The following is a 24993-nucleotide window of genomic DNA, read 5'->3' on the forward strand; positions in this document are numbered from 1 at the left end:
GAGGCGCGTGCGGCGTACGGCAGACTTGGGGCAAGCCAGAAGCGAAGGATGCGCATGCCGATCTCATCAGCCACCGCGGCCGACAAGTCCTCCCCCTCCGCCAGCACCGAGGAGATCCTCCTGGAGCTGGTGGACGAGAACGGGACCACCATCGGTACGGCGGAGAAGCTCGCCGCTCACCAGCCCCCGGGCCAGTTGCACCGCGCCTTCTCCGTCTTCCTCTTCGACCGCGAGGGGCGGCTGCTGCTCCAGCGCCGCGCGCTCGGCAAGTACCACTCCCCCGGCGTCTGGTCGAACACGTGCTGCGGCCACCCCTACCCGGGCGAGGCCCCCTTCGCCGCCGCCGCCCGCCGCACCTTCGAGGAGCTGGGCATCGCTCCCACGCTGCTCGCCGAGGCCGGCACGGTCCGCTACAACCACCCCGACCCGCTCTCCGGACTCGTGGAGCAGGAGTACAACCACCTCTTCGTCGGGCTCGCGCCGAGCGAGCCGGTCCCGGACCCGGAGGAGATCGCCGAGACCGTCTTCGTGACGCCCCGGGAACTGGCCGAGCGGCACGCGCGGGACACCTTCTCGACGTGGTTCCCGACCGTGCTCGACGCGGTGCGGCCCGCGGTGCGGGAGCTGACGGGCGGTACGGCGGGCTGGTGAGCCGCCCCCGCGGCGGCGGCTCCCGCTGCCGCGGGGCGCACGCCGACGGCCCTCACGCGCGCGGGGAGAGCGGCAGCGCCGCCCAGCAGACCTTTCCGCCCCCCGCGGTGTGCTCCACGTCGCAGGCACCGCTCTCCTCGCGGACGATCTCCCTGACGAGGAGCAGCCCACGTCCACCGGTCTGTCCCGCGTCGGCCTCCAGGGCGGTCGGCCGGTAGGGGTGGCCGTCCTCGACGGCGACGCGTACCCAGTCCGCTCCCGCGGCGACCTCGACGGCGAGTTCGGGCGAGACGACGGCCGCGTGCCGGACCGCGTTGGTGACGAGTTCGGAGACGATGAGCAGCAGGCCCTGGGCGAGGTCGGGGGCGAGCGGGACGCCCTGGCGGCGCAGCAGGTCCCGTACCGCGTGCCTGGCCTGCGGCACGGAGACGTCGACGGCGGGGGCGGTGAAGCGCCACACCCCTTCCCAGGGCTTCGGCCCGGCACCCCCGTCGTTCCCGTCGCTGTCCATGCCCGGTTCGTCGTCGTCGCGTTCGGTAGTCACCACGCGCCCGAGTGTCGGGACCTCGCAGGTCCGTACCACCCCACTGACCGCAAATGGCCGGAGATCGACAGACTTCGACCGCGTTCGGTCATGCGCTGAACGACAGGTGCCGCAGACTGCACGGTCCGGATCGCACGGCCACGTTTCCCACCGCCCCGGCCGGGCCGCCCGCCCCGCGATATCGGGACCCGCCCCCGGCCACCGCCAGCGCCACCACGTACCTACCAGTAGGTAACGTACGGGTATGAGCGAACCGACCCGTACCTCGCTGCCCGAGCGCGCCGCGCGCCGCTGTCACAACGCCGTCAATCCGCTGCACTCCTTCCACTACTTCTCGCCCGAACTCACCGCCGAGATGGGCGGGATCGGGCTCGGCGACTCCTCCGCCGTGTATCTCGCGACGCGCGCCGCCGCCTTCGGACGGGTGGGGGCGGGGGCCGTGACGGCGAGCTTCTACAACTTCTCGCCGGAACTCGTCGCCCGCCACCTGCCCGCCGTGTGGGACACGGCCGCTCCCGACGTCGTGCTCCGGGCGCGCCTGCGCACGGTCGACCGCTCGCTGCGGCGGCTGCTCGGGGACGCCGCCGTGGAGTCGGCGGAGATGAAGGACGCCGCGCGGCTCGCGCTGAGGGCCGCCGAGGCGTGCCGCCCCGAGGGGCGCCCGCTCTACGCGGCGCACGCCGAGCTCCCCGTACCGGAGGAACCGCACCTCGCGTACTGGCACGCGGCGACGCTGCTGCGCGAGCACCGGGGCGACGCGCACGTGCACGTCCTGCTCCGGGCCGGGCTCGACCCGGTCGAGGCGCTCGTGACGCACACCGCCACGGGGCGCGGCATGGTGCCGCGCTTCGTCCTCGCGAGCCGGGGCTGGCACCGCGCGGACTGGGAGGCGGCGGTCGCCCGGCTGCGGGAGCGCGGGCTGCTCGACGCGGAGGGCGAACTGACCGAGGCGGGGCAGGCCCTGCGCGCCCGCGTCGAGGCGGAGACGGACGCGCTCGACGAGGCCCCGTACGCGCACCTCGGCGCCGAGGACGTCGCCCGCCTCACCGAACTCGCGCGCGGCTTCACGCGCGCGGGCATCGCGGCGGGAGCCTTCCCGGCCGGGATCTTCGGCAAGGACTGAGCCCCGGCCGGACGCGCGGCGCCGCTGTTCACGGCGGGTTTAGGCGTACGGCGCGGGGCAATACGCCCGGTACGCCGGAAAGGGAACTCCCCCGGCGACACCCCCGGAAGGAGAACACCATGTTCCGCGCCATCGCCGACGTCCTGCGACAGATCGGCTCCGCGATCGCCACCGTCGTCACGCTGCCCTTCCGCGCCGTCGCACGGCTCTTCGGCGGTGCCTCCAGCACCGCCCACCGCGCCTGAGCGCGCCGACCCTGCCCCGCCGCCCGGGCGCCGCCTGCCAGAATGGGCCCCAAGCTTCGCAAGTCAGAAGGCGGTACGGGAACGTGACGACAGCCCGCACGGGGTCCACCGAATCAGCGTCCATCGAGGGACGCATTGCCGAGGAACTCGGAGTTCAGGAGCGGCAGGTGAGGTCGGCCGTCGAGCTGCTTGACGGCGGCTCGACGGTGCCCTTCATCGCGCGCTACCGCAAGGAGGTCACGGGCACCCTCGACGACGCCCAGCTGCGCACCCTGGAGGAGCGGCTGCGCTACCTGCGGGAGCTGGAGGAGCGGCGTACCGCGGTGCTCGAATCCGTACGGGAGCAGGGCAAGCTCACGGCGGAGGTCGAGGCCCGTATCCTCGGCGCGGACACGAAGGCGCGCCTGGAGGACGTCTACCTCCCCTTCAAGCCCAAGCGCCGCACCAAGGCGCAGATCGCCCGCGAGGCAGGGCTCGAACCGCTCGCGGAAGGGCTGCTCGCCGATCCCTCCGGGGAGCCGGCCGAGGCGGCCGCCGCCTACGTCGACGCGGACAAGGGCGTCGCCGACGCGCAGTCCGCCCTCGACGGGGCCCGCGCGATCCTCTCGGAACGCTTCGCTGAGGACGCCGATCTCATCGGTGAGCTGCGCGAGCGCATGTGGACGCGCGGCAGCCTCTCCTCGAAGGTCCGTGAGGGCAAGGAGGAGGCGGGCGCGAAGTTCTCCGACTACTTCGACTTCTCCGAGCCCTTCGCCAAGCTCCCCTCGCACCGCGTCCTCGCGCTCCTGCGCGGCGAGAAGGAAGAGGTCCTGGACCTCACCCTGGAGCCCGAGGAGCCGCCCGCCGAGCCGGGCACGCCCTCCTCCTACGAGGGGGTCATCGCGCACCGCTTCGGGATCGCGGACCGAGGACGCCCCGGGGACGCGTGGCTGCGCGAGACGGTCCGCTGGGCCTGGCGCACCCGCGTCCTCGTGCACCTCGGCATCGACCTGCGGCTGCGGCTGCGCACGACGGCCGAGGACGAGGCGGTCACGGTCTTCGCCGCGAACCTGCGCGACCTGCTGCTCGCCGCGCCCGCGGGGACCCGCGCGACACTCGGGCTCGACCCGGGCCTGCGTACCGGCGTGAAGGTCGCCGTCGTGGACGCGACGGGCAAGGTCGTCGCGACCGACACGATCTACCCGCACGCCCCGCGCAACCGCTGGGACGACTCGCTCGCGACGCTCGCGCGGCTCGCGGAGCGGCACCACGTCGACCTCATCGCGATCGGCAACGGCACCGCCTCGCGCGAGACCGACAAGCTCGCGGGCGAACTCATCGCCGCGCACCCGGAGCTGAAGCTCACCAAGGTCGTCGTCTCGGAGGCGGGCGCCTCGGTCTACTCGGCCTCCGCCTTCGCCTCGCAGGAACTGCCCGAGCTGGACGTCTCGCTGCGCGGCGCGGTCTCCATCGCGCGCCGCCTGCAGGACCCGCTCGCCGAACTGGTCAAGATCGACCCGAAGTCGATCGGGGTCGGCCAGTACCAGCACGACCTGTCCGAGGTGAAGCTCTCGCGCTCGCTCGACGCGGTCGTCGAGGACTGTGTCAACGGCGTCGGCGTCGACGTCAACACCGCCTCCACGCCGCTGCTCTCGCGGGTGTCCGGGGTGAGCGCGACGCTCGCCGAGAACATCGTGCGGCACCGCGACGAGAACGGGCCCTTCGGCTCCCGTACCGACCTCAAGAAGGTCGCGCGGCTCGGCCCGAAGGCGTACGAGCAGTGTGCGGGCTTCCTGCGCATCCGGGGCGGCGACGACCCGCTCGACGCCTCCAGCGTGCACCCCGAGGCGTACCCGGTGGTGCGCAGGATCGCGAAGGCGACGGGCGGCGACGTGGCCGCGCTCGTCGGCGACACGGGAACGCTGCGCTCGCTGCGCCCGGACGACTTCGTGGACGGGACGTTCGGCCTCCCGACCGTCACCGACATCCTGCGCGAGCTGGAGAAGCCGGGGCGCGACCCGCGGCCCGCCTTCCGCACGGCGACCTTCAAGGAGGGCGTGGAGAAGCTCTCCGACCTGGAGCCGGGCATGGTCCTGGAGGGCGTCGTGACGAACGTCGCGGCCTTCGGGGCCTTCGTGGACATCGGCGTGCACCAGGACGGTCTCGTCCATGTCTCGGCGCTCTCCCGGGAGTTCGTGAAGGACCCGCGCGAGGTCGTCAAGCCGGGCGACATCGTGAAGGTCAAGGTCCTCGACGTGGACCTGCCGCGCAAGCGGATCTCGCTGACGCTGCGGCTCGACGACGAGATCGGCGCGGAGCGCGGCGCGCGGCGCGGCGGCGGCCGCCAGGAGCGCGGGCCGCGCGCTCCGCAGGGCCAGGAAGGCAGCGGCAACGGCGGCGAGCGGCGCGGGGGCGGCCAGCGACCGCCGCGTCAGCGCGGTGGCGGTGGCGGCGCGGGTGGCGCGGGGCGTTCCGGCGGTGGTGGCCGTTCCGGCGGCGCGGGCGGGCCCGCACCCGTCAACTCGGCGATGGCGGACGCGCTGCGGCGCGCGGGCCTCACCGATGGCGGCCAGAACGGCGGCCAGGGCGGTCAGCGGCGCGGCGGTCGCTTGGGGCGCTGAGTCCCGTTACCGCGGTGAAAGGGGGCGGCTCCCGTACGAGCCGCCCCCGTCCCCTGCCCCGCGTATTGCCCTCAACGGCCCGAGTAGTCGGCCGTGTTCGGACGGAACGAGCCCGCAGGGAGCACTCACCCGCACCGGAGGGGCCGTCACGGGCGAAGAGCACCCTGTCACCGGCGAAGAGCCCATGAGGACCGACACGACCACGGAGTGGGACGAGGGCGGCGCCCCGGCGCTCGACGTACCGCGCGGCGGGCCCTGCACGGGGGTGGGACGGGTGCGCTGAGCGCCCGGCGGTACGGTCGGGGCCATGACCTCACCCTCTGTCGCCGCCTCCGCTCCGGTCCGCGTCCTCGGCTCCGGGGTGATCGGGCTCAGTACGGCACTTGAGCTGCGCGCCGCCGGGCACGAGGTCGAGGTGTGGGCGCGGCGGCCCGCCGCGCGCGCCACCTCGGCCGTCGCGGGCGGCCTGTGGTGGCCGTACCACATCGAGCCCGAGGAGCGGGTCGGCGCCTGGGCGCTTCAGACGCTCGCGGTGTACGAGGAGTGGGCGGCCGAACCGGCGCGGACGGGGGTGCGGCTCGTCGAAGGGGTGCACACGGAGACGTCGTTCGACACGCTGGGGCCGTGGGCCGGTTCCGTACGGGGCCTGCGCACGGCGACGGCGGCGGAGTCCCCGCACTCCCCGGGGCTCTTCGGGCGGCTGCCCGTGATCGACATGCCGCACCACCTGGCCTGGCTGGAGGAGCGGCTGCGCGCGGCGGCCGTCCCCGTCGTGCCCCGTACCGCCGCCTCGCTGGCCGAAGCGGCCGAGGGCGCCCGCGCGGTCGTCAACTGCACGGGCCTGGGCGCGCGTTCCCTCGTACCCGACGAGGCGGTCCACCCGGTGCGCGGTCAGCTCGTCCTCGTCGAGAATCCCGGCGTGACGACGTGGTTCACGTCAACGGCGGGCGAGGGAGAACGCTCGGTCTACTACATCCCGCAGCCGTACGGTCTCCTCCTCGGCGGCACGGCGCAGGAGCACGACTACCGCGAGACCCCGGACCCGGCCACGGCGGAGGCGATCATCCGCGACTGCGCCGCGCTCCGCCCGGAGATAGCCGGCGCCCGTGTCCTCGCCCACCGCGTCGGCCTCCGCCCCGCCCGCACCGGCGGCGTCCGCCTCGCGCCGGAGCGCCTGCCGGACGGCACGCCTCTCGTGCACAACTACGGGCACGGCGGGGCGGGCGTGACGGTCGCGTGGGGGTGTGCGCGGGAGGCGGCGCGGGCGGTGGCGGAGGCGCTGGGGAGCTGAGGGGGGAACGCTCGGTTCAGGCGCGACGCCGCCTGGCCTCCGCGCGGGCGCGGCGCGCGGAGGGGAAGTAGCGGAGGCGTTCGGGCAGGGCGGGGACCACGAGGCGGAACGCCGTCGCGAGGCGGCGCAGTCGGCGTTCCTGGGCGGGGGTCCAGTCCAGGCCGAGGGCGGCGCGGGCGTCGGCGGGGAGGAAGCCGATCGTCAGGAAGCGGCGGGCACGCAGGGCCGGGGGCAAAAGGAGCGGCCACAGGGCGCGCAGCGTCAGGCGCAGGGCGAGGGGGCCGCGATCCGGGGCGGGGACCTTTGTGTCCGTGGCGAGGAGTTCGCGCACGACCGCGTTCGTCTCCACCTCCGTGGCGAGCATCCGGCGGTAGTACGGCCAGAACTCCTCGGGTGTCGCGGGCATGTCCCGCTCGCGCAGGCCGAGCAGCCGCCCGACCCGCAGCCACTCCGCGTACAGGGCGCGGTCCTGGGCCGGGGTGAGGGGGCGGACCAGGAGGGCGAGGCCGCGCCGGTTGACCGGGTAGCCGGTCGCGTGCACCCAGGCGTACGTCTCCGGGCGCAGCGCGTGGTAGGCGCGGCCCCGGGTGTCGGTGCCGCTGATGTCGCGGTGCAGCCGGCGCAGCCTGCGGCCCTCGGCGCGGGCCGCCTCACCCCCGTACACCCACAGCAGGAGCGAGTCGAGGGAGCGCGCGGCCCGGCCCCAGGGGTCGGTGCGGAAGACCGAGTGCGCATCCACGCCCGCGCCGACGGCCGGGTGCGCGACCTGGAGGAGCAGCGCGGAGGGGAGCATGAGCAGCATCCGCACGTCCCCGGCGAGACTCCACAGCACCCCGCCGGGCGGGGGCGGCTCGGGCGGCGGCGCGCTGGGCGGCACGGGGCACCTCTCCTTGGGGTGGTCGGATACCTCCAGTATGCGCGGGGTGCGGGTGAGGCGCGTCAGGGGCGGTGGGGAGCCTGGGCAGTATGGGCGGGGGGGGGGACGGGTGGGGCTCAGGCGCCCCGGGCCGCGAGGAGGGCCGCGAGTTCGGAGGCGCGGTCGCGCAGTTCGGCCTCGGCGCGGACTCTGGCCGCCTCGCGGCGGGCCTGGTCGGTGTGGCGCGGGCCGCCGGGTGGGGGCAGCGGGCCCGGTGCGGCGACCACGATGCCCGCGAGCGGGGCGGCGGGTGCCACCGTGTCACCCGCGCCCCAGCGCCCGCGCCTGCGGACGGAGAGTGCGCGGGCGAGGAGCAGGGCCGAGGCGATCAGGAGCGATCCCGCGAGGAGCAGGTGCATGTCCAAGGGCTACCCGGTCCGGGCGGGTGCGCAACCCTCGGTGACGGCCCCGATCTTCACAACATCGGTGAGACAGCAATAGTGTTCCACCGCACAGACGCACCGCAGCCCCCGGGGAGAAGGATCGTGGCAGTCACCCGCACCGCGCGCACACCCGCGACGCCGGGCGCCCCCGAGCCGGAGGAGCAGCGCACGTACACGGTGGACGAACTGGCGGCCCGCGCGGGGCTCACGGTCCGTACGGTGCGCTTCTACGCGACGCGCGGACTGCTCCCGCCGCCCCGGATCGGGCCGCGCCGCGTGGGGCTCTACGGGCCGGGCCACCTCGCCCGCCTGGCGCTCGTCGACGACCTGCGGCGGCAGGGCCTCACGCTCGCCGCGATCGAGCGGTACGTGGCACGACTGCCCGAGGAGACGACGGCGTACGAGCTGGCCATCCACCGCGCGATGGTCGCCTCCTGGCTCCCCGACGCGGCCGTGGAGTGCGGGCGCGCGGAGGCGGAGGAGCGGATCGGGCGGCGCCTCGGGGCCGACGAGCTGGAGCGGCTCGCGGCGATGGGGGTGCTCACGCCGGTGCCGGGGGCCGGGGAGCGGTACGTGCTCGACACCGTCCTCGTCGGGCTCGCCGTGCGCCTCCTGGACCTGCCGATGTCGCGCGAGGCGATCGCGGCGGCGCGCGAGGTGCTGCTGCGCAACGCGGCGCGGACGGCGCACGAGCTGAGCGAGGTGTTCCGGGGCGAGGTGGGCGTACGGGAGGCGGGCGAGGCGCGGTCGCTGTCGGCGCACATGCAGCCGCTCGTGCTCCAGGCGCTGCTCACCGCCTTCCAGCGCTCGCTCAACGAGGAGCTGCGCGGGGCGTTCCCGGCGGGCGGTACCACGCGCGAAGGGGAGCGCGAAGGGGAGCCGGACGCGGGCTGACCGGCTCCCCCGTACGGCCTCAGTCCTCGTCGGTGTACGGCTCCCCGCGCTCCGCCCGGGTCACGAGCGAGGCCGGGGGCTCGAAGCGCGCGCCGTAGCGGGCGGCGAGTTCGCGGGCGCGGGCCACGAAACCGGGCAGGCCGCCCTCGTAGCCGTTGATGTACTGGAGGACGCCGCCGGTCCAGCCGGGGAAGCCGATGCCGAGGATCGAGCCGATGTTGGCCTCGGCGACGGAGCCGAGGACGTGCTCGTCGTCCAGGAGCCGCACGGTGTCGAGCGCTTCGGAGAAGAGCATCCGCTCCCGCATGTCGCGGAAGGGGATCTCGGTGCCGGGTTTCGTGAAGTGCTCGCGCAGCCCGGGCCACAGCCGTCCGCGCCTGCCGTCCTCGTACTCGTAGAAGCCCGCGCCGCCCGCGCGTCCGGGGCGCCGGAACTCGTCCACCATGCGGTCCATGACGGTGTCGGCCGGGTGCCCCGCCCACGTGCCGCCCGCCGCCTCGACGGCCGTGCGGCTCTCGTCGCGGATCTTGCGCGGCAGGGTGAGGGTGAGTTCGTCGACGAGCGAGAGGACCTTCGCGGGGTAGCCGGCCTGCGCCGCGGCCTGTTCCACGGAGGCGGGCTCGATGCCCTCGGCGACCATCGCGACGCCCTCCTGGATGAACTGGCCGATGACCCGGGAGGTGAAGAAGCCGCGCGAGTCGGCGACGACGATCGGGGTCTTGTTGATCTGCCGCACAAGGTCGATCGCGCGGGCGAGGGCCTCGTCCCCGGTACGTTCGCCCTTGATGATCTCCACGAGCGGCATGCGGTCGACGGGTGAGAAGAAGTGCAGCCCGATGAAGTCGGCCTGGCGTTCGACGCCTTCGGCGAGGGTCGTGATGGGGAGCGTGGAGGTGTTGGAGCACAGGAGCGCGTCGGGCGCGACGACGTCCTGGATCTCCTGGAAGACCTGGTGCTTGAGCGCGGTGTTCTCGAAGACGGCCTCGATGACGGTGTCGCAACCCGCGAGGTCCTTCGCCTCGGCGGTGGGTGTGATGCGGGCGAGGAATTCCGCCTTCTCGGCCTCCGTCCTGCGGCCCTTCGCGACGGCCTTCGCGAGGAGCTTCTCGGAGTACGCCTTGCCGCGCGCCGCCGCCTCGGGGTCGACGTCCTTGAGGACGACCTCGATGCCCGCGCGGGCGCACGCGTAGGCGATGCCCGCGCCCATCATCCCGGCGCCGAGCACGGCGACCTTCGCGGCCTTCCGGCGCGGGACGTGGGCGGGGCGCGCGGCACCGGAGTTGACCTTCTGGAGGTCGAAGAAGAACGCCTGGATCATGTTCTTCGCGGTCTGCCCGGTGACGAGGCCGGTGAAGTAGCGGGCCTCGATGGTCTGCGCGGTCTCGAAGCCGACCTGGGAGCCCTCGACGGCGGCGGCCATGATGGCGCGCGGCGCCGGGTAGGGGGCGCCGCCGGTCTGCTTGCGGAGGTTGGCGGGGAAGGCGGGGAGGTTCGCGGCGAACTTCGGCTGGGCGGGGGTGCCGCCGGGGATGCGGTGGCCGGGGCGGTCCCAGGGCTGGGCGGACTCGGGGTGCGCGTCGATGAAGGCGCGGGCCTTGGCGAGCAAGTCGTCGCGGTCGGTGGCGAGTTCGTCGATCAGGCCCTTCTCCAGGGCGCGGCGCGGGGTGTGCTGGGTGCCCTGGAGGAGGAGGGTGAGGAGCGCGTCGGCGATGCCGAGGAGGCGTACGGAGCGGGTGACGCCGCCTCCGCCGGGGAGGAGGCCGAGGGTGACCTCGGGGAGGCCGATGCGGTAGCCGGGCGCGTCGAGCGCGATGCGGTGGTGGCTCGCGAGGGCGAGTTCGTAACCGCCGCCGAGTGCCGCGCCGTTGATCGCGGCGACGACGGGTTTGCCGAGGGTCTCGATTCGGCGCAGGGCGCCCTTGAGCGCGAGGGAGTCGGCGAGGACGCGCTCGGCATCCTCGGGGCGGGCGGCACGCAGGTCGCGGAGGTCGCCGCCCGCGAAGAAGGTCTTCTTGGCGGAGGTGAGGATGATGCCGCGGACGCTGTCGCGCTCGGCTTCGAGGCGCTCCGCGGTGGCGATGAGCGCGGCGCGGAAGGCGGCGTTCATCGTGTTGGCGGACTGGGCGGGGTCGTCGAGGACGAGGGTGAGGACGCCGGTGTCGTCGCGTTCCCAGCGGATGGGGGTGGGCTCGCTCATGGGTTGGGCTCCTGGGCTCCGTTGCGGACGAATGGGGGCGGGGCGGGGCCCGTCAGAGGCGTTCGACCACGGTGGCGACGCCCATGCCGCCGCCGACGCAGAGCGTGGCGAGGCCGTAGCGCTTGTCCTGGCGTTCGAGTTCGTCGACGAGGGTGCCGAGGAGCATCGCGCCCGTGGCGCCGAGGGGGTGGCCGAGGGCGATCGCGCCGCCGTTGACGTTGACGCGGTCGAGCGGGACGTCCATGTCGCGGGCGAAGCGGAGGACGACGGCGGCGAACGCCTCGTTCATCTCGAAGAGGTCGATGTCGGCCGCGGTGAGACCGGCCTTGGCGAGGGCCTTGCGCGAGGCGGGGGCGGGCCCGGTGAGCATGATCGTGGGGTCGGAGCCGGAGACGGCGGCCGAGAGGATACGGGCGCGGGGGCGCAGCCCGTACCGCCGGCCCACCTCCTCGCTGCCGATCGCGACGAGCGCCGAACCGTCCACGATTCCTGAGGAGTTGCCCGCGTGGTGGACGTGGTCGATCTCCTCGACCCAGTGGTACTTCTGGAGCGCGACGGCGTCGAAGCCGCCGAGTTCGCCGATGTCGGCGAAGGAGGGCTTGAGCTTCGCGAGGCTGTCGGCCGTCGTGCCGGGGCGCAGGTGCTCGTCGCGGTCGAGGACGACGAGGCCGTTGCGGTCGCGGACGGGGACGACGGAGCGGTCGAAGCGGCCCTCCTTCCAGGCGGTCGCGGCGCGTTCCTGCGAGAGCGCCGCGTACTCGTCGACGTCGCGGCGCGAGAAGCCCTCGATGGTCGCGATGAGGTCGGCGCCGATGCCCTGCGGGACGAAACCGGTCTCCAGGTTCGTCATGGGGTCCATCGCCCAGGCCCCGCCGTCCGAGGCCATCGGGACGCGCGACATCGACTCGACGCCGCCCGCGATCACGAGGTCCTCCCAGCCCGAACGGACCTTGGCCGCGGCGAGGTTGACCGCTTCCAGTCCGGAGGCGCAGAACCTGTTCTCCTGCACCCCGGCGACGGTCTCGGGCAGTCCGGCCGCGATCGCCGCGATGCGCGCGATGTCGGAGCCCTGGTCGCCGAGCGGCGAGACGACGCCGAGGACGATGTCGTCGATCGCTGCGGGGTCGAGGTCCGGGAGGCGCTCCTGGAGTGCGTGCAGGAGTCCCACGACGAGGTCGATGGGCTTCGTGCCGTGCAGGGAGCCGGTTGCCTTGCCGCGACCTCGGGGGGTGCGGAGGGCGTCGTAGACGTAGGCTTCGGTGGTCATCTCGGCCTTTCGGGGAGGCGGGGACGGGGTGGGCGGCGGCGAGGGGCGGCCCGAGGGGCGGGGCTCCGCCCCGGGGCCCCGCCCCTCAATCGCCGGAGAGGCTTATGACGGGGGCTCGGTCAGGCCCGGCACACCCCAGTCGGCCGCCACCGCCTCCGTGTCCGCGCCCGGGGTCAGGAGCGGGCCGGGAGCCGGGGCGGGGGTCGCGGAGAAGCGGGGGGCCGGGGCGGGCTGGGGGGTGCCGTCGGGGCCGGGGACGAAGGTGTTCCGGACGGCGAGGTGCGGGTGGTGGGGGGCTTCGCGCAGGGAGAGTACGGGTGCGACGCAGCCGTCCGAGTCGGCGAAGATCTTCGTCCACTCGGCCCTCGTACGGGACTTGAAGGCCACCGCGATACGGGCGCGCAACTCGTCCCAGTGGTCGAAGTCCTCCCGCGCGGGTGCCGTTTCGGCGATGCCGAGGCGTTCGGCGAACTCGTTGTAGAAGCGCTTCTCCAGGGCGCCGACCGCCATGTACTTCTTGTCGGCGGTCTCGTAGCAGCCGTAGAAGGGGCTGCCGCCGTCCAGGAGGTTGCTGCCGCGCCTGTCCTGCCAGCCGCCTGCGGCGAGGAGCCCGTGCAGGAGGGTCGTCAGGTGCGCGGCGCCGTCGACGATCGCGGCGTCCACCACCTGGCCCTCGTCCGTGCGCTCGGCGTGCCGCAGCGCGGCGAGGAGACCGACGACGAGGTAGAGGGAGCCGCCCGCGAAGTCGCCGAGGAGGTTCGCGGGGAAGGTCGGGGGTTCGTCGGGGTTCCCGCCGAGCGCGAGGGCCCCGGTGGGGGCGAGGTAGGTGAGGTCGTGCCCGGCGCGGTGGGCGAGCGGGCCCTCCTGGCCCCAGCCGGTCACGCGCCCGTAGACGAGCCGGGGATTCGCGGCGAGCGCCTGCTCCGGTCCGACGCCGAGGCGTTCGGCGACGCCGGGGCGGAAGCCCTCGACGAGGATGTCGGCGCGCGCCGCGAGCGCGAGGACGGCGGCGGCGCCCTCCTCGGTCTTGAGGTCGAGTTCGACGGAGCGCTTGCCCCGGTTGGTGAAGTCGAGCCCGGGGTCCATGCCGAACATGCCGCCGCGTTCGGGCCGGTCCACCCGTACGACGTCCGCGCCGAGGTCCGCGAGGAGCATCGCGGCGAAGGGCCCGGGGCCGAGCCCCGCCAGTTCCAGGACCCGCACTCCGCCGAGGGGCCCGCCCCGCTCCGCTGTTCCGCTCATCCGCACGACTCCAGGGCTTGTGACACAACTGATGTAACACCGGCGATGCTATGAACGGCACGGTCCCGGCACAAGCCCCGGGAAAGCGAGCGCTCAGAAGTGTCGTACGCGAGGGGCGCCGGGTGCGTACGGTGAGGACGAGGAAAACCGGACCGCGCCTTCCCCGCCCTTGTCAGCGCCTGCCCGCGCGGCGGGGACGGGCACGGCGTGCACGAGGGCGCGGCGTGCACGAGGGCGCGGCGTGCACGAGGCGCGGCCCGGGTCGTGAGGGATCGCCCAACGGGAGGCTCCGGGCACATGAGCGGAGAACCGGCTGTCCGCTGGCGGCGCACGTCGCGCGTCCTGCTCACCGATCCGCGGGGGCGCCTCCTCCTGCTGTGCGCCCGCGACCCGCGCACGCCGGGCGCGGCGTGGTGGTTCACGGTGGGCGGGGGCATCGAGGCGGGCGAGTCGTCCGAGGAGGCGGCGCTGCGCGAAGTGACCGAGGAGACGGGCCTCGTGCTGCGGTCCGACCGGCTCGGCCCCCTGGTGTGGACGCGACGGGCCCTGTTCACGGTGGACGGTGCGCGGATCGACCAGACCGAGGAGTTCCGCGTGGTCCTCCTGGACGCGGTCGAGACCGCCGCCGTACGCGTCGACACGACCGAGGCGACGCACGGCCACCGCTGGTGGAGCCCCGAGGCCCTCGCGACGACGGCGGAGACGGTGCGCCCGCGCGGGATGGCGGCCCGGCTGCCCGTGCTCCTCGCGGCGGGGGCGCGCGGGGAGTGGCCGACGGTGGAACATCTGGGGGACATGGACGAGGACTTGAACGAGTAGCGGGGGTAACGTCATGCGGGGCCGGGGGTCCCGGGGACCGGCACCGGCTTCGGCCTCTCGGCGCGGACGATTCCCCGGCGGAGGGCCACAGCCATGACTGACCTGTTCGAGCGTGCCGTTCCGGACCCGGCCGCTTACCTCGACCGGCTGGCCGCGACCGACGCGGCGCGGTCCTACAAGGGCGTCCTGCTCGCCGCGCTGGACGCCAAGCCCGGTGCGACGGCGCTGGACCTGGGCTGCGGTTCGGGGGCGGATCTCGGCCCGCTCGCCGACGCGGTCGGCCCGACAGGGAAGGTCGTCGGCGTGGAACTCCTCGCCGGCCTGGCCGAGCGGGCGCGCGAGCGCACGAGGGCCACGGCTCATATCGGCGTGGTGGCCGGCGACCTCCACGCCCTGCCGTTCCCGGACGGCTGCGCCGACCTCGCCCGTACCGACCGGGGCCTCCAGCACGTCGTCGAGCCGGCCCGCGCGCTCGCGGAGATCCGGCGTGTCCTGCGTCCCGGCGGCAGGCTCGTGATGGGCGAACCCGACTGGGACTCGCTCGCGATCGACCACCCCGACCTCGGGCTCGCGCGCGCCTACACCCGCCACGTGGCGGACCGGATCGTGCGCAACGGCGTGATCGGGCGGCAACTGCCCCGCCTCGCACGGGAGGCGGGGTTCTCGGTCTCGGACGTCGTCCCGGTCACGTCTGTCTTCCGCGAGGTACGGGCCGCCGACGAGGTTCTCGGCATCCGGCGCACCACCGAGCGTGCCGTGTCCGCCGGATACCTGAGCGCCACCGAGGCCGAGCGGTGGCTCGGCCACCTCGCCACGGAGCCCTTCTGCGCCGCCGTGACTCTTCGCGTCGTCGTCGCGGAGGTCGCCCCGTAGTCCGGGCCGTACCCTCACCGGATGACCGAACTCGCGAGCCTGCCCGCCACCCGTACCGCCTACGACGCCGTCGCGCCCGAGTACGCCCGGTTGTTCAGCGAGTCCTTGCGTGAAGCTCCCCTGGAGCGTGCCTTGTTGAGCGCGTTCGCCGAGCTGGTGCGTGCGGGCGGGGACGGCGCAGTGGGCGACCTCGGCTGCGGGCCCGGTCACGTGACGGCGCACCTGCGCGGGCTGGGCCTGCGCGCCTTCGGCATCGACGCCTCGCCCACGATGATCGGGCTCGCGCGCGCGGCCCACCCGGGGCTGCGTTTCGAGGTCGGCTCGACGGCCGCGCTCGACCTGGCGGACGGCGCGCTCGGCGGCGTCCTGTCGCGGTGGTCGCTCATCCACACCCTTCCGACCGAAGTACCGTCGGTCCTGGACGAGTTCGCCCGCGTCCTTGCCCCTGGCGGGTACCTCCTGCTCTCCCTCGCGGCGACCGACGGGCCCGAGCACGAGACCCAGTCCTACGACCACGCGGTGACCACCGCCTACCGCTGGTCCCCGGACCGCCTCGCCGCGCTCCTCGGCGCGCGCGGGCTCCACGAGTCGGCCCGTACGGTGATCGAGCCGCGGCCCACGGACAAGCGGCAGTTCCAGACGCTCCACCTCCTGGCCCGCAAGGCGTAGACCGGGGCGCGAGGAGCGGTCGGGGCCCGCCGTACGGGCCGTGGTGCGCCGCGACGGCGGGGGCGAGCTGCGAGAGTGGGGGCATGGAGACGAACACCATGCCCGGTCGTCCCCACGAAACCGCCCGGAGGGACCGCGAGTTCGACCTCGTGCTCTACGGCGCGAGCGGCTTCGTCGGCGCGCTGACCGCCGCGTACCTCGCCGCACACGCGCCACCCTCGCTGCGCTGGGCACTCGCGGGGCGCGACGCGGAGAAGCTGGAGCGGACGCGCGCCTCACTGGGACGTGAGGGCGTCCCCGTACTGACCGCCGACGCCGGGGACGCGTCCGCGCTGCGCGAGCTCGCGGCGCGCACCCGCGTGCTCGCGACGACGGTGGGCCCCTATCTGCGGTACGGGGACGCGCTCGTCGGGGCGTGCGCGGACGCGGGCACGGACTACGCGGACCTGGCCGGGGAGCCGGAGTTCATTGACCGGAGCTACTTGCGCCACGAGGCGCGGGCGCGGGCCACGGGGGCGCGGCTCGTGCACGGCTGCGGATTCGACTCGGTGCCCGCCGACCTGGGCGCGCTGTTCACGGTGGGGCGGCTGCCCGAGGGCGTGCCGCTGCGGGTGGACGGCTTCCTGTCGGTGGACGCGGCCCCCTCGGGCGGTACGGTCGACTCGACGCTGACCGCCCTCGCACGCCCGCTCGCGCTTGCCCGCGCGGCCCGCGAACGCGCCGCCGTCGAGGCGCCGCCCGAGCCCGGCCGCCGGGTCACGACGCCGCCGGGACCGCCCCGGTACGTGGGCGAACTCGGCGCCTGGGCGCTGCCTCTGCCCGTACTCGACCCGCTGCTCGTCGCCCGCTCGGCGCGCGCCCTGCCCCGCTACGGACCGGACTTCCGCTACCGCCACCACGTGGCGGTGCGCCGCCTGCCCACCGCGCTCGCGGGCCTGACGGGCGCGGCGGCCCTCCTCGCCGCCGCCCAGGTCCCGCCCCTGCGCCGCGCCCTGTCCGCGCGCCTCGCGCCCGGCACGGGCCCGAGCGAGGAGCGCCGCGCCCGCAGCAGCTTCTCGCTGCGCTTCATCGGCGAGGGCGGCGGCCGGCGCGTGTACACGGAGGTGCGGGGCGGCGACCCGGGCTACGACGAGACCGCCCGCATCCTCGGCGAGTCGGCCCTGAGCCTCGCCCTGGACGACCTCCCCGCCCTGTCGGGCCAGCTGACACCGGCGGTGGCGATGGGAGAGGCACTGACGGAGCGGCTGCGGAGGTCCGGCCTGGTGATCCGGGAGGCGGCCCGGCGGGAGGGGTGAGGGAAGGGGGCGGAGGGCGGTGGCCTCCGAGCGGCCCGTCTCACCCCGCCCCCGCCTCCCTGAGCGCCGCCCTGCACAGCGCGTCCGCGCGGCGTGTCGTCTCCGGGAGGCGGTAGCGCGGAGTCAGGGCGAGGGTGTGGGCGCACGCCGTGTCGAGCGTGACGCGGTGGCCCGCCGAGACGTAGACCGGTTTGACGCCGGTACGGGTCCGCAGCGCCGCGCCGACCTCCTCCGCGCCGTCCAGGAGCGGGGTACGGGCGCCGCGTTCCCCGCCGGGTGCCTCGTAGGTGAACAGGAACGGGTTCTTCGCGACGCCGAAGGCGGGCAGGCCGGTGAGGACGCCGAGGTGGGCGGCGAGCCCGAAGCGGCGCGGGTGGGCGACCCCGTAGCCGTCGCAGACCACGACGCCGGGGGCGACGGGGAGCCGCTCCAGGGCGGCGAGGACCGCGGGGAGTTCGCGGAAGGCGAGGAGCCCGGGCACGTACGGGAACGGGACGCGGCCCACGGCGGTCGCCTGCCCGAGCACGGTGCGGCCCTCGGGGTCGAGGACGACGGCGGCCGCGGCGACGAGGTCGCGGGCGTCGTCGTAGGCGACGTCGACGCCGGTCAGCGGGACCGTTCCGGGCGCGGGCCCCGGCTCCTCGCGTACGAGCCGCGCGCGCAGCGTCTCCTGCGCGGCGCGCGCCTCCGTCTCGGTACGTGGCCAGCCGGGGGGTGTGCGCAAGATCTCCACGCGCCCATCATGGGCCCCGCCACCTGCGGGTACACGGTTCCCGGGAACGCGGTGACGAAGTTCACTGCCCCCGACCGGCCACTGAATGGGGCGTTCCGGCGTCTTTACCTGGTGTACGGCCGCAGGTGCCGCCCGTCGACAACCAGGGGAGCAGGCGTTGTCCCTCACCATCGAACAAGCTGTCAAGGCCCACGTCGTGGCCGCCGCCGCCTTCTTGCCCACCGTCGAGGCCACGTTCCACTACGACGCGCGCGACCCGTTCGCGGTCCGCGTCGACTTCCCCGCCTCCGCCACGCTGGAGGGCACGGAGGTGAGCTGGACCTTCGCGCGCGAGCTCCTGCGGGACGGGCTCACGGGCCCGGCCGGGAACGGTGACGTGCGGGTGCGCCCGCACGGCTGGGAACGGTTGATCGTGGAGTTCCACGCGCCCGAGGGCATGGCCGTCGTGCACCTGCCGAGCGCGGAGGTGCGCGGCTTCCTGGAGCGGACGGCGACGGTCGTTCCGCCGGGCGAGGAGCGGATCACGGTGGACCTGGACCGGTGCCTGGCCGCGCTGATGCGGGAGGGCTGAGGGGACCGGGGACACGGGACGGCCGTACGGACCCGGGCCGGAGCACGCGCGGTACGGGACGGGTTCACGGCGCGGTATCGAGGGCGCGGTACGGGACGGGGCAGGCCCCGCGCCGTGCCGCGCCCTCGGTTCCGCACCCACGCCGACGTGTATCGCACACGCGTTCCCCCCACCGGACGCTTACATCTCATTAACCTACGGTGTCGTAACCTACGGGTCCGTAGGTAGCCGCGCGCCATGCGTCCCGGCCTCGCCCGCGTCCGCTCTTGACCCCTCCCTCCCCAGGAGAATCCGTGAGTCTGGTGTCCCCACGCCGCTCCCCCGACGACCTCGGCAACGGCTGGACCGACCGCCGTCTGCTGCTCGCCCTGGAGGAGGTGGTGGAGCGGGAGCTGAACCGGCACCTCTCGGTGACGAAGGACTGGATGCCGCACCACTACGTCCCCTGGGGCGAGGCGAGGAACTTCCCCGAGTTCTTCGTGGACGGCGAGCCCTGGGCGCCGGAGCAGTCGAAGGTCACCGAGGTCGGCAGGACCGCGCTCGTCGTCAACCTCCTGACCGAGGACAACCTGCCGAGCTACCACCACGAGATCGCCGCGCTCTTCGGCCGCGACGGCGCCTGGGGCACGTGGGTGCACCGCTGGACCGCCGAGGAGGCCCGGCACGGGATCGTGATGCGCGACTACCTCCTCGCGAGCCGCGCCGTCGACCCGGACGCGCTGGAACGCTTCCGCATGGAGCACATGAGCGCGGGCTTCGAGTCCGACAACCGGCACTCGATGCTCCACTCGGTCGCCTACGTGGCCTTCCAGGAACTCGCCACCCGCGTCTCGCACCGCAACACGGGCCACCAGTCGGGCGACCCGGTGTGCGACCGCATGCTCGCGCGCATCGCGACCGACGAGAACCTGCACATGGTCTTCTACCGCAACCTGCTGCGCGCCGCGCTCGACCTCGCCCCCGACCTCGCGCTCAGCGCGATCCGCGACGTCGTCGTCGACTTCCGCATGCCGGGCCACGGCATCCCCAACTTCGGCCGCGCGGCGGCGCAGATGGCGATCGGCGAGGTGTACAACCTGCGCATCCACCACGACGACGTGCTCTCGCCCGTGCTGCGCTACCTCAAGGTCCTCGACCGCGACGGGCTCGGCCCCGAGGGGCTCAAGGCGCAGGAGGAGCTGGGCTACTTCATGGGCGAACTCGACGGCAAGGCGAGCGAGTTCGACGAGAAACTCGCCGCCCGCAAGGCCCGGCTGGCGGCCCGGGCGGCCGCCGAGGACTGAGCGGGCGGTACGGAGGCGTACGGGCGTACGGGTCCGGGGCGGCGGCAGGCCCCTTGGGCCCCGGCCGGCGGGAGCACCGACCCCCGGGCCCCGCCCTCACGCTCTGCGCAGCCTCCGCAGCCGTCCCCGCTCCTTCTCCGAGAGGCCACCCCAGACCCCGTAGCGCTCGTCGCGGGCGAGCGCGTGTTCCAGGCAGGCGCGGCGGCTCGGGCAGGAGCGGCAGACGCGCTTGGCGTCCTGGACCGAACCGCCCGGCTCGGGAAAGAAGAAGTCCGGGCCGATCTGCGCGCACAGGGCCCCTTCCTGCCAGTCCTCGGGCTCCTCGCCCGTGCTCGTGCTGTCCCCGAGATCGTTCATGACGAGCATGGTGCCGTGCCCCCGGAAACAAACGATCGACGAACGATCAACGCGCGTTCAACGCCGAGTCCGGGGCGGCGTGTCGGGGTTGGACACCGTGGCGTCACACCCCCACCGGCAGCGCGGCGAACCCCCGCATCGACCGGGCGGGGGCGGTGTCGTCGAAGGCGGCCGGGGCGAGGGGCGAGGGGCGGCGGCTGGTGAGGGCGTGGCGCCCCTCAGCTGCGCGGGTTCGGCGTCATGACGGCGAAGACCGCGCCGTGCGGGTCGGTGAAGCGCGCCATGCGGCCCACGTCGGGGATGTCGAGCGGCTCCACCTCGGCGCGCGCACCGCCCGCGAGCGCCTTCGCCGCCGTCGCGTCGCAGTCGGAGACGTTGAAGTACGGGAGCCAGTACGAGCCGCGCCCGCTCGTCGCGGGGTCGAGCGGGGCGATCCCGGCGAACATGTCCTCGGGGGTGCCTCCGGCGGGGTGCGGCATGAGGTAGTCGCCGCCCTCCATGTGCATCGTCGTCGTCTCCCAGCCGAAGACACGGCCGTAGAAGGTGACGGCGGCCGGGGGCTCGGGGCTCTCCAGTTCGGCCCAGAAGAAGGCGTTCGTGTCGGTGACGAGGCCGAGGCCCTTGTTGGTGCCCGGCTCCCAGACGGCGAAGGCGGCGCCCTGCGGATCGGTGCAGGCGGCGAGCCTGCCGAGGTCCATGACGTCCGTCGCCGCGGTCGTCACGGTGCCGCCGTTCCGCTCGATGGTCTGCGCGCTCGCCGAGGCGTCGGGGGTCTTGAAGTAGATCGTCCAGGCGGGCGGCACCTTGTCGGCCGGCATCGGCATGACGGCCGCGACCGTCTTGCCGTGCAGCGTGAACAGCCCGTAGTTCCCCATGTCCGGGCCCATGCGCTGGAGGGACCAGCCGAAGAGCCCCGCGTAGAAGTCCTCGGCCCGGTCGAGGTCGGGCGTGGACAGTTCGAGCCAGACGGGCTCGCCGTCGGCGTAGTGTGCGCTGTTGAGCATGGCGGAACTTCCCTCGCTCGCGTCGTGAGCCCGCCGCCACGGGGTACGGGCGCGGCGGACGCCCTCCCTCCGAGTCTGGCACCGGCGTCCGCGAGGCGCGCGACGAGGAGGAGCGGCGAGGCGCGAGGAGGAGCGGTGACGGCGGGGAGGGGCGCTCCCGCGTACACGGCGCCCCATCCCCGTACCCCCTCCGTCACCGCGCCCTCCGGGCAGGCCCGCCCCGCTCAGCCCCCGTGCGCCGCGTGCGCGTGCTCCCCCGCGTCCTTCCCCGAGGTCGGCGCCTCGCCCGTACCGCCGCTCTTCCTCATCGTGTGGCCCTCGTGTCCCGGCACCGTCCCGTCCTCCTTGGCGACCAGGAACATTCCGGCCATCCCCATGTCGGAGTGCGACTGGACGTGGCAGTGGTACATCCACGCCCCGGCGCCGACGCCCTCGCCCGCGATGACCTGGAAGCCGAAGGAGTCGGCGGGTCCGACGATCTTGTTGTCGATGACGGCCGAGGGGTCGTCAGGGCCCGTGAGCAGACCCGTGCGGTTGTCCGCCCAGCGGTGACCGTGCATGTGGAAGGTGTGGTAGTACTCGCCGTGCGTGATCATGACGATCTCGACGCGCTCCCCCACGACGGACTCGAAGTCGGGGCCCTGCTTGAGGTTGTTGATCGTCATGTCGTTGAAGACGATCGTGTACGTGCGGTCGGGGAGCGGATCGCCCTTGCGGCGCACCACCACTCCCCCGTAGAGCCCGTTGCGGATGCCGCCCGTGCCGTGGTCGGTGCCGACGACGTGGTCGTGGTAGTGCCAGTAGCCGGCGCTGCCCGGGCGGTAGGTGCCGTCGGCGCGCTTGCCCGGCTTGTGGGTGCGCCAGGTGTACGTGCGGTGGCCGCCCGGCGGGACGTGACTGCCGCTCATGCGGGTCCCGTCGCTGGTGATCTCGTAGTCCAGGCCGTGGACGTGGAGGCTCGCGTCGACGTCCATCGTGTTCTCGAAGTCGATGTGCAGCGTGTCGCCCTCGTTGAGCTCGATGAGCGGGCCGGGGATGCTCGCCTTGCCCTTCTCCAGGCCATAGCCCATCTGACCGCCCGCCAGGCGCTCCGCGTACATCGTGATGCGGCGCACCTCGCCCCCGGCCGGCGCGGTCGGCGCGGTCACCGCCGCCTGCGCCGTACCGCTCGTCGCACTCGCGCCCACCACGCCGAGACCCGCCGCCGCGGCCGCTCCGCCGAGCAGATAGCGCCGCCCGATGCGCCGCCCTCTCGAGCCCTCGTCCGTCGAAGCCATCACGAACTCCTTTTCCGATGCGTGGACTTGCCGGACCCCATGGGCCCCAGGGACGGGCACACGGTAGCCGGGCGGCCGTCGTTTATCCACGGTGAGGACAAAGTTTGTGCCATTCAGGTCATAGGTATTGGCCTTCCGGGCAAAGGGGTCTAGCTTCGGCGGCGCTGTTGCTGCGACTGACGAGGGTGGAGGACCACATGCGGTTCACACCGCACCACCGGACACCGGCTCAGGTATCCGGCACCGAGAGAACACACTCCGCATCCCCCACGGGAACCACACGGACCGGCGCCACCACGACATCACCCGCCCGCCTCCGGGCCCGCAAGCGGACACGGCTCGCAGGGGCCGCCGTACTTGCCTCGGCCGCGCTCGCGACCGGGCTGCTCACCGGGCCGCCCGCCGGCGCCGCGGGCAAGGCCCAACTCGCCCTGCCCTCGCCGCCCGGCGGGGACGAGGTGAAGGTGCTCGTCTACACCGGGAGCACCGCCCCCGAGTCCCCCGCGGTCGACGCGGGGATCGAGGCCATCGAGAAGATCGGCCAGTCCGGGCCGGCCGGCCAGCGCTTCACGGTCGAGGCGACCGACAAGGCGAAGGTCTTCACCAACGCGACCAAGCTCGGCAAGACCAACGCCGTGGTCTTCCTCACGGGACCCGGCGACGTGCTCAACGCCGATCAGGAAGCGGGGCTGGAGGCGTACATCAAGGCCGGTGGCGGCTTCATCGGCCTGAACGACGCGGCCCGCACGGAGCCGTACTCCGACTGGTACACCGGCCTCATCGGGGCGCGGCCCGTCGAGGGCAGCGGGGCGAAGGTCCAGCGCGCCACCGTCGAGGTCGGCGACCGGCTCAATCCGGCGACGAAGGACCTGCCGCTGGAGTGGAAGCACCCCGACAAGTGGCTCAACTGGCAGACGAATCCGAGCGGCAAGGTGCACACCGTCGCCCGGGTCCGCGAGTCGACGTACAGCCCCGGTGCGGGCGCCAACGGCGCCGACCACCCGGTCTCGTGGTGCCGCGACTACGACGGCGGGCGGTCCTTCTACTCCGCGATGGGCGGTACGGCGGACAGCTTCGCCGAGACCGACTTCCGCGCCCACCTGCGCGGGGCGCTGCTGTGGACGACGCGTCTCGTGCAGGCCGACTGCAAGGCGACGATCGAGTCCAACTACGTCGCCGAGCGGCTCACGCAGCCGAACAAGGCGGGCGAGAACGACCAGATCGGCGAGCCGCACGGCCTCGTCACCGCCCCCGACGGGCGCGTCTTCTACATCGGGCGCGGCGGCAAGGACGCGAGCCAGCCGGTCGTGACCGACTGGAACGACCCCGACGTCGGCAAGGGCGAGGGCGAGATCCACATCTACGACCCGAAGACCAAGCAGGTCACGCTCGCCGGGAAGCTCACCGTCTTCGGCAACAAGGGCGGGGGCGACGAGCTGGTCAAGGTCGAGGAGGGGCTGCTCGGCATCGCGCTGGACCCGCGCTTCGAGGACAACGGCTGGGTGTACCTGCACTACACGCCGCACTCCAAGCTCGACCGCGACAAGCAGATGGCGACCCGCCAGGTCTCGCGCTTCACGCTGGACAGGAAGACCAACAAGCTGGACCTCTCCTCCGAGAAGGTCCTCCTCTCCTGGCCGGTGCAGGTGCACTCCTGCTGCCACGCCGGCGGCGGCATGGCCTGGGACTCCCACGACAACCTGTACATCGCCGTGGGTGACAACAACTCCTCGCAGTTCAGCGACGGTTACTCGGGCAACAACCCGGAGCCCAACTACAAGGGCGTCTCCTTCGCCGATGCGCGCCGCACGGCGGGCAACACCAACAACCTCAACGGGAAGATCCTGCGCATCCACCCGGAGCAGGACGGCACGTACACCCTCCCCGAGGGGAACCTCTTCACCGGCAAGGAGACCGCCGAGGGCGGCGGCAAGACGCGCGGCGAGATCTACGTGATGGGCGTGCGCAACCCGGCGCGCATCTCGATCGACAAGAAGACCGACACCCTCTACGCGGGCTGGGTCGGCCCCGACGCGGGCGCCCCGAGCGAGACGTGGGGCCCGGCCAAGTACGACAGCTTCGCCGTCATCACGAAGGCGAGCAACCGCGGCTGGCCGTACTGCATGGGCAACAAGCAGCCCTACCGCGACCGCAACCTGCCCGACCCGAGCAAGCCGCTGGGCTGGTACGACTGCGACCACCCGAAGAACGAGTCGCCCAACAACGACGGCCTCGTCAACCTCCCGCCCGTCACGGGCAACAACATCTGGTACTCGCCCCAGGGCGGCGGCCCGGACTACCCGCGCAACGCGGCCGGGGTGCCCTCGTACAAGGAGAGCGAGGCCACGTACAAGCTGCCGTGGCTCAAGGGCGGCGGCCAGGCCGCGATGGACGGCCCGGTCTACCGGTACGACGAGAACAGCGCCAGCACGGTCAAGTGGCCCCAGTACTGGGACGGCAAGTGGTTCGTCGGCGACCTCTACGACGACACGCAGCCCCGGCACGCGGTGCTCATGGACCCGAAGACGCAAGGGGACGGCGGACTGCCGATCCACGCCGAGTCGCTGAAGAAGATCATCCCGGTCGGTGAGAACGGCATCCGCAACCTCATGGACTGGAAGTTCGGCGACGACGGCTCGCTCTACGTCCTCGACTACGGGCGCGGGTTCTTCACCTCGGACAAGTATTCCGCGCTGTGGCGCGTGACCTACAAGGGCGGGGGCCCCACCCCCGCCGCCGACCAGCTCGTGAGGAGGTAA

23 protein-coding genes are annotated in these 24993 nt (G+C 73.7%); 13 read left to right on the top strand and 10 right to left on the bottom strand.

Annotation, left to right across the window (positions count from 1 at the left end; genetic code table 11):
• The first annotated feature begins 54 nt into the window (after positions 1-54).
• The gene (idi, locus tag ACIP4O_RS23545; protein ID WP_401577211.1) at positions 55-651 is read left to right on the top strand and encodes an isopentenyl-diphosphate Delta-isomerase; all 597 of its coding nucleotides are present in this window, start codon (positions 55-57) and stop codon (positions 649-651) included.
• Between the two features lie 52 nt (positions 652-703).
• Here idi and ACIP4O_RS23550 read toward each other — a convergent pair whose 3' ends face one another.
• Positions 704-1162, bottom strand: a complete 459-nt coding sequence (locus tag ACIP4O_RS23550; RefSeq protein ID WP_401577310.1) for an ATP-binding protein — start codon at positions 1160-1162, stop codon at positions 704-706.
• A 277-nt stretch (positions 1163-1439) separates the two neighbouring features.
• Between ACIP4O_RS23550 and ACIP4O_RS23555 the strand changes: the two genes are divergently transcribed.
• The 4 genes from ACIP4O_RS23555 to ACIP4O_RS23570 all read left to right on the top strand — a co-directional run bounded on the left by ACIP4O_RS23555 (position 1440) and on the right by ACIP4O_RS23570 (position 6454).
• Positions 1440-2318 (top strand): hypothetical protein, encoded by an 879-nt coding sequence (locus ACIP4O_RS23555; protein ID WP_401577213.1) that lies wholly within the window; start codon positions 1440-1442, stop codon positions 2316-2318.
• 119 nt (positions 2319-2437) lie between these two features.
• On the top strand, positions 2438-2563 hold the full coding sequence (locus tag ACIP4O_RS23560) for an LPFR motif small protein (protein ID WP_010266821.1): 126 nt from the start codon (positions 2438-2440) through the stop codon (positions 2561-2563).
• An 83-nt stretch (positions 2564-2646) separates the two neighbouring features.
• Complete coding sequence (locus tag ACIP4O_RS23565) at positions 2647-5163, top strand: Tex family protein (protein WP_401577215.1); 2517 nt, start codon at positions 2647-2649, stop codon at positions 5161-5163.
• 307 nt (positions 5164-5470) lie between these two features.
• Positions 5471-6454, top strand: a complete 984-nt coding sequence (locus tag ACIP4O_RS23570; RefSeq protein ID WP_401577216.1) for an FAD-dependent oxidoreductase — start codon at positions 5471-5473, stop codon at positions 6452-6454.
• 16 nt (positions 6455-6470) lie between these two features.
• On the opposite strand, the gene ACIP4O_RS23575 is transcribed toward ACIP4O_RS23570, so the two are convergent.
• Positions 6471-7331, bottom strand: coding sequence for an oxygenase MpaB family protein (locus ACIP4O_RS23575; protein ID WP_401577218.1), 861 nt, complete (start codon positions 7329-7331; stop codon positions 6471-6473).
• 116 nt (positions 7332-7447) lie between these two features.
• On the bottom strand, positions 7448-7729 hold the full coding sequence (locus ACIP4O_RS23580) for a hypothetical protein (protein ID WP_361321146.1): 282 nt from the start codon (positions 7727-7729) through the stop codon (positions 7448-7450).
• Positions 7730-7855: 126 nt separating this feature from the next.
• Between ACIP4O_RS23580 and ACIP4O_RS23585 the strand changes: the two genes are divergently transcribed.
• Complete coding sequence (locus ACIP4O_RS23585; protein WP_401577220.1) at positions 7856-8647, top strand: MerR family transcriptional regulator; 792 nt, start codon at positions 7856-7858, stop codon at positions 8645-8647.
• Positions 8648-8666: 19 nt separating this feature from the next.
• Here the strand turns inward: ACIP4O_RS23585 and ACIP4O_RS23590 are convergent, their stop codons facing one another.
• The 3 genes from ACIP4O_RS23590 to ACIP4O_RS23600 all read right to left on the bottom strand — a co-directional run bounded on the left by ACIP4O_RS23590 (position 8667) and on the right by ACIP4O_RS23600 (position 13353).
• A complete protein-coding gene (locus tag ACIP4O_RS23590; protein ID WP_401577222.1) occupies positions 8667-10844 on the bottom strand; it encodes a 3-hydroxyacyl-CoA dehydrogenase NAD-binding domain-containing protein in 2178 nt (725 codons plus the stop codon).
• A gap of 52 nt (positions 10845-10896) precedes the next feature.
• Complete coding sequence (locus tag ACIP4O_RS23595; RefSeq protein ID WP_401577224.1) at positions 10897-12111, bottom strand: acetyl-CoA C-acetyltransferase; 1215 nt, start codon at positions 12109-12111, stop codon at positions 10897-10899.
• A 102-nt stretch (positions 12112-12213) separates the two neighbouring features.
• Complete coding sequence (locus tag ACIP4O_RS23600) at positions 12214-13353, bottom strand: CaiB/BaiF CoA transferase family protein (protein WP_401577226.1); 1140 nt, start codon at positions 13351-13353, stop codon at positions 12214-12216.
• Positions 13354-13650: 297 nt separating this feature from the next.
• Between ACIP4O_RS23600 and ACIP4O_RS23605 the strand changes: the two genes are divergently transcribed.
• From ACIP4O_RS23605 to ACIP4O_RS23620, 4 genes are all read left to right on the top strand, one after another.
• Positions 13651-14172, top strand: a complete 522-nt coding sequence (locus ACIP4O_RS23605; protein ID WP_401577227.1) for an NUDIX hydrolase — start codon at positions 13651-13653, stop codon at positions 14170-14172.
• A gap of 93 nt (positions 14173-14265) precedes the next feature.
• Complete coding sequence (locus ACIP4O_RS23610; RefSeq protein ID WP_401577229.1) at positions 14266-15045, top strand: methyltransferase domain-containing protein; 780 nt, start codon at positions 14266-14268, stop codon at positions 15043-15045.
• 21 nt (positions 15046-15066) lie between these two features.
• Positions 15067-15714, top strand: a complete 648-nt coding sequence (locus ACIP4O_RS23615) for a class I SAM-dependent DNA methyltransferase (protein ID WP_401577230.1) — start codon at positions 15067-15069, stop codon at positions 15712-15714.
• 83 nt (positions 15715-15797) lie between these two features.
• Entirely contained in the window at positions 15798-17009 is a 1212-nt protein-coding gene (locus tag ACIP4O_RS23620) for a saccharopine dehydrogenase family protein (RefSeq protein ID WP_401577232.1), read from the top strand.
• 40 nt (positions 17010-17049) lie between these two features.
• On the opposite strand, the gene ACIP4O_RS23625 is transcribed toward ACIP4O_RS23620, so the two are convergent.
• Positions 17050-17742 (bottom strand): endonuclease V, encoded by a 693-nt coding sequence (locus tag ACIP4O_RS23625; protein WP_401577234.1) that lies wholly within the window; start codon positions 17740-17742, stop codon positions 17050-17052.
• Positions 17743-17899: 157 nt separating this feature from the next.
• On the opposite strand from ACIP4O_RS23625, the gene ACIP4O_RS23630 reads away from it, so the two are divergent.
• Together ACIP4O_RS23630 and ACIP4O_RS23635 are read left to right on the top strand one after the other, a co-directional pair.
• Positions 17900-18313, top strand: coding sequence for an SsgA family sporulation/cell division regulator (locus ACIP4O_RS23630; RefSeq protein ID WP_401577235.1), 414 nt, complete (start codon positions 17900-17902; stop codon positions 18311-18313).
• A gap of 302 nt (positions 18314-18615) precedes the next feature.
• Positions 18616-19596 (top strand): acyl-ACP desaturase, encoded by a 981-nt coding sequence (locus ACIP4O_RS23635; protein WP_401577312.1) that lies wholly within the window; start codon positions 18616-18618, stop codon positions 19594-19596.
• A 96-nt stretch (positions 19597-19692) separates the two neighbouring features.
• Here the strand turns inward: ACIP4O_RS23635 and ACIP4O_RS23640 are convergent, their stop codons facing one another.
• The 3 genes from ACIP4O_RS23640 to ACIP4O_RS23650 form a co-directional block, all read right to left on the bottom strand.
• A complete protein-coding gene (locus ACIP4O_RS23640) occupies positions 19693-19962 on the bottom strand; it encodes a WhiB family transcriptional regulator (protein ID WP_361321168.1) in 270 nt (89 codons plus the stop codon).
• A gap of 209 nt (positions 19963-20171) precedes the next feature.
• The gene (locus ACIP4O_RS23645; protein ID WP_401577237.1) at positions 20172-20957 is read right to left on the bottom strand and encodes a VOC family protein; all 786 of its coding nucleotides are present in this window, start codon (positions 20955-20957) and stop codon (positions 20172-20174) included.
• A gap of 224 nt (positions 20958-21181) precedes the next feature.
• Entirely contained in the window at positions 21182-22234 is a 1053-nt protein-coding gene (locus tag ACIP4O_RS23650; RefSeq protein ID WP_401577239.1) for a multicopper oxidase domain-containing protein, read from the bottom strand.
• Between the two features lie 197 nt (positions 22235-22431).
• Between ACIP4O_RS23650 and ACIP4O_RS23655 the strand changes: the two genes are divergently transcribed.
• On the top strand, positions 22432-24993 hold the full coding sequence (locus ACIP4O_RS23655; protein WP_401577241.1) for a ThuA domain-containing protein: 2562 nt from the start codon (positions 22432-22434) through the stop codon (positions 24991-24993).

Source organism: Streptomyces sp. NPDC088923 (assembly GCF_044749745.1).
In the GTDB taxonomy this organism is placed as follows: Bacteria; Actinomycetota; Actinomycetes; order Streptomycetales; family Streptomycetaceae; genus Streptomyces.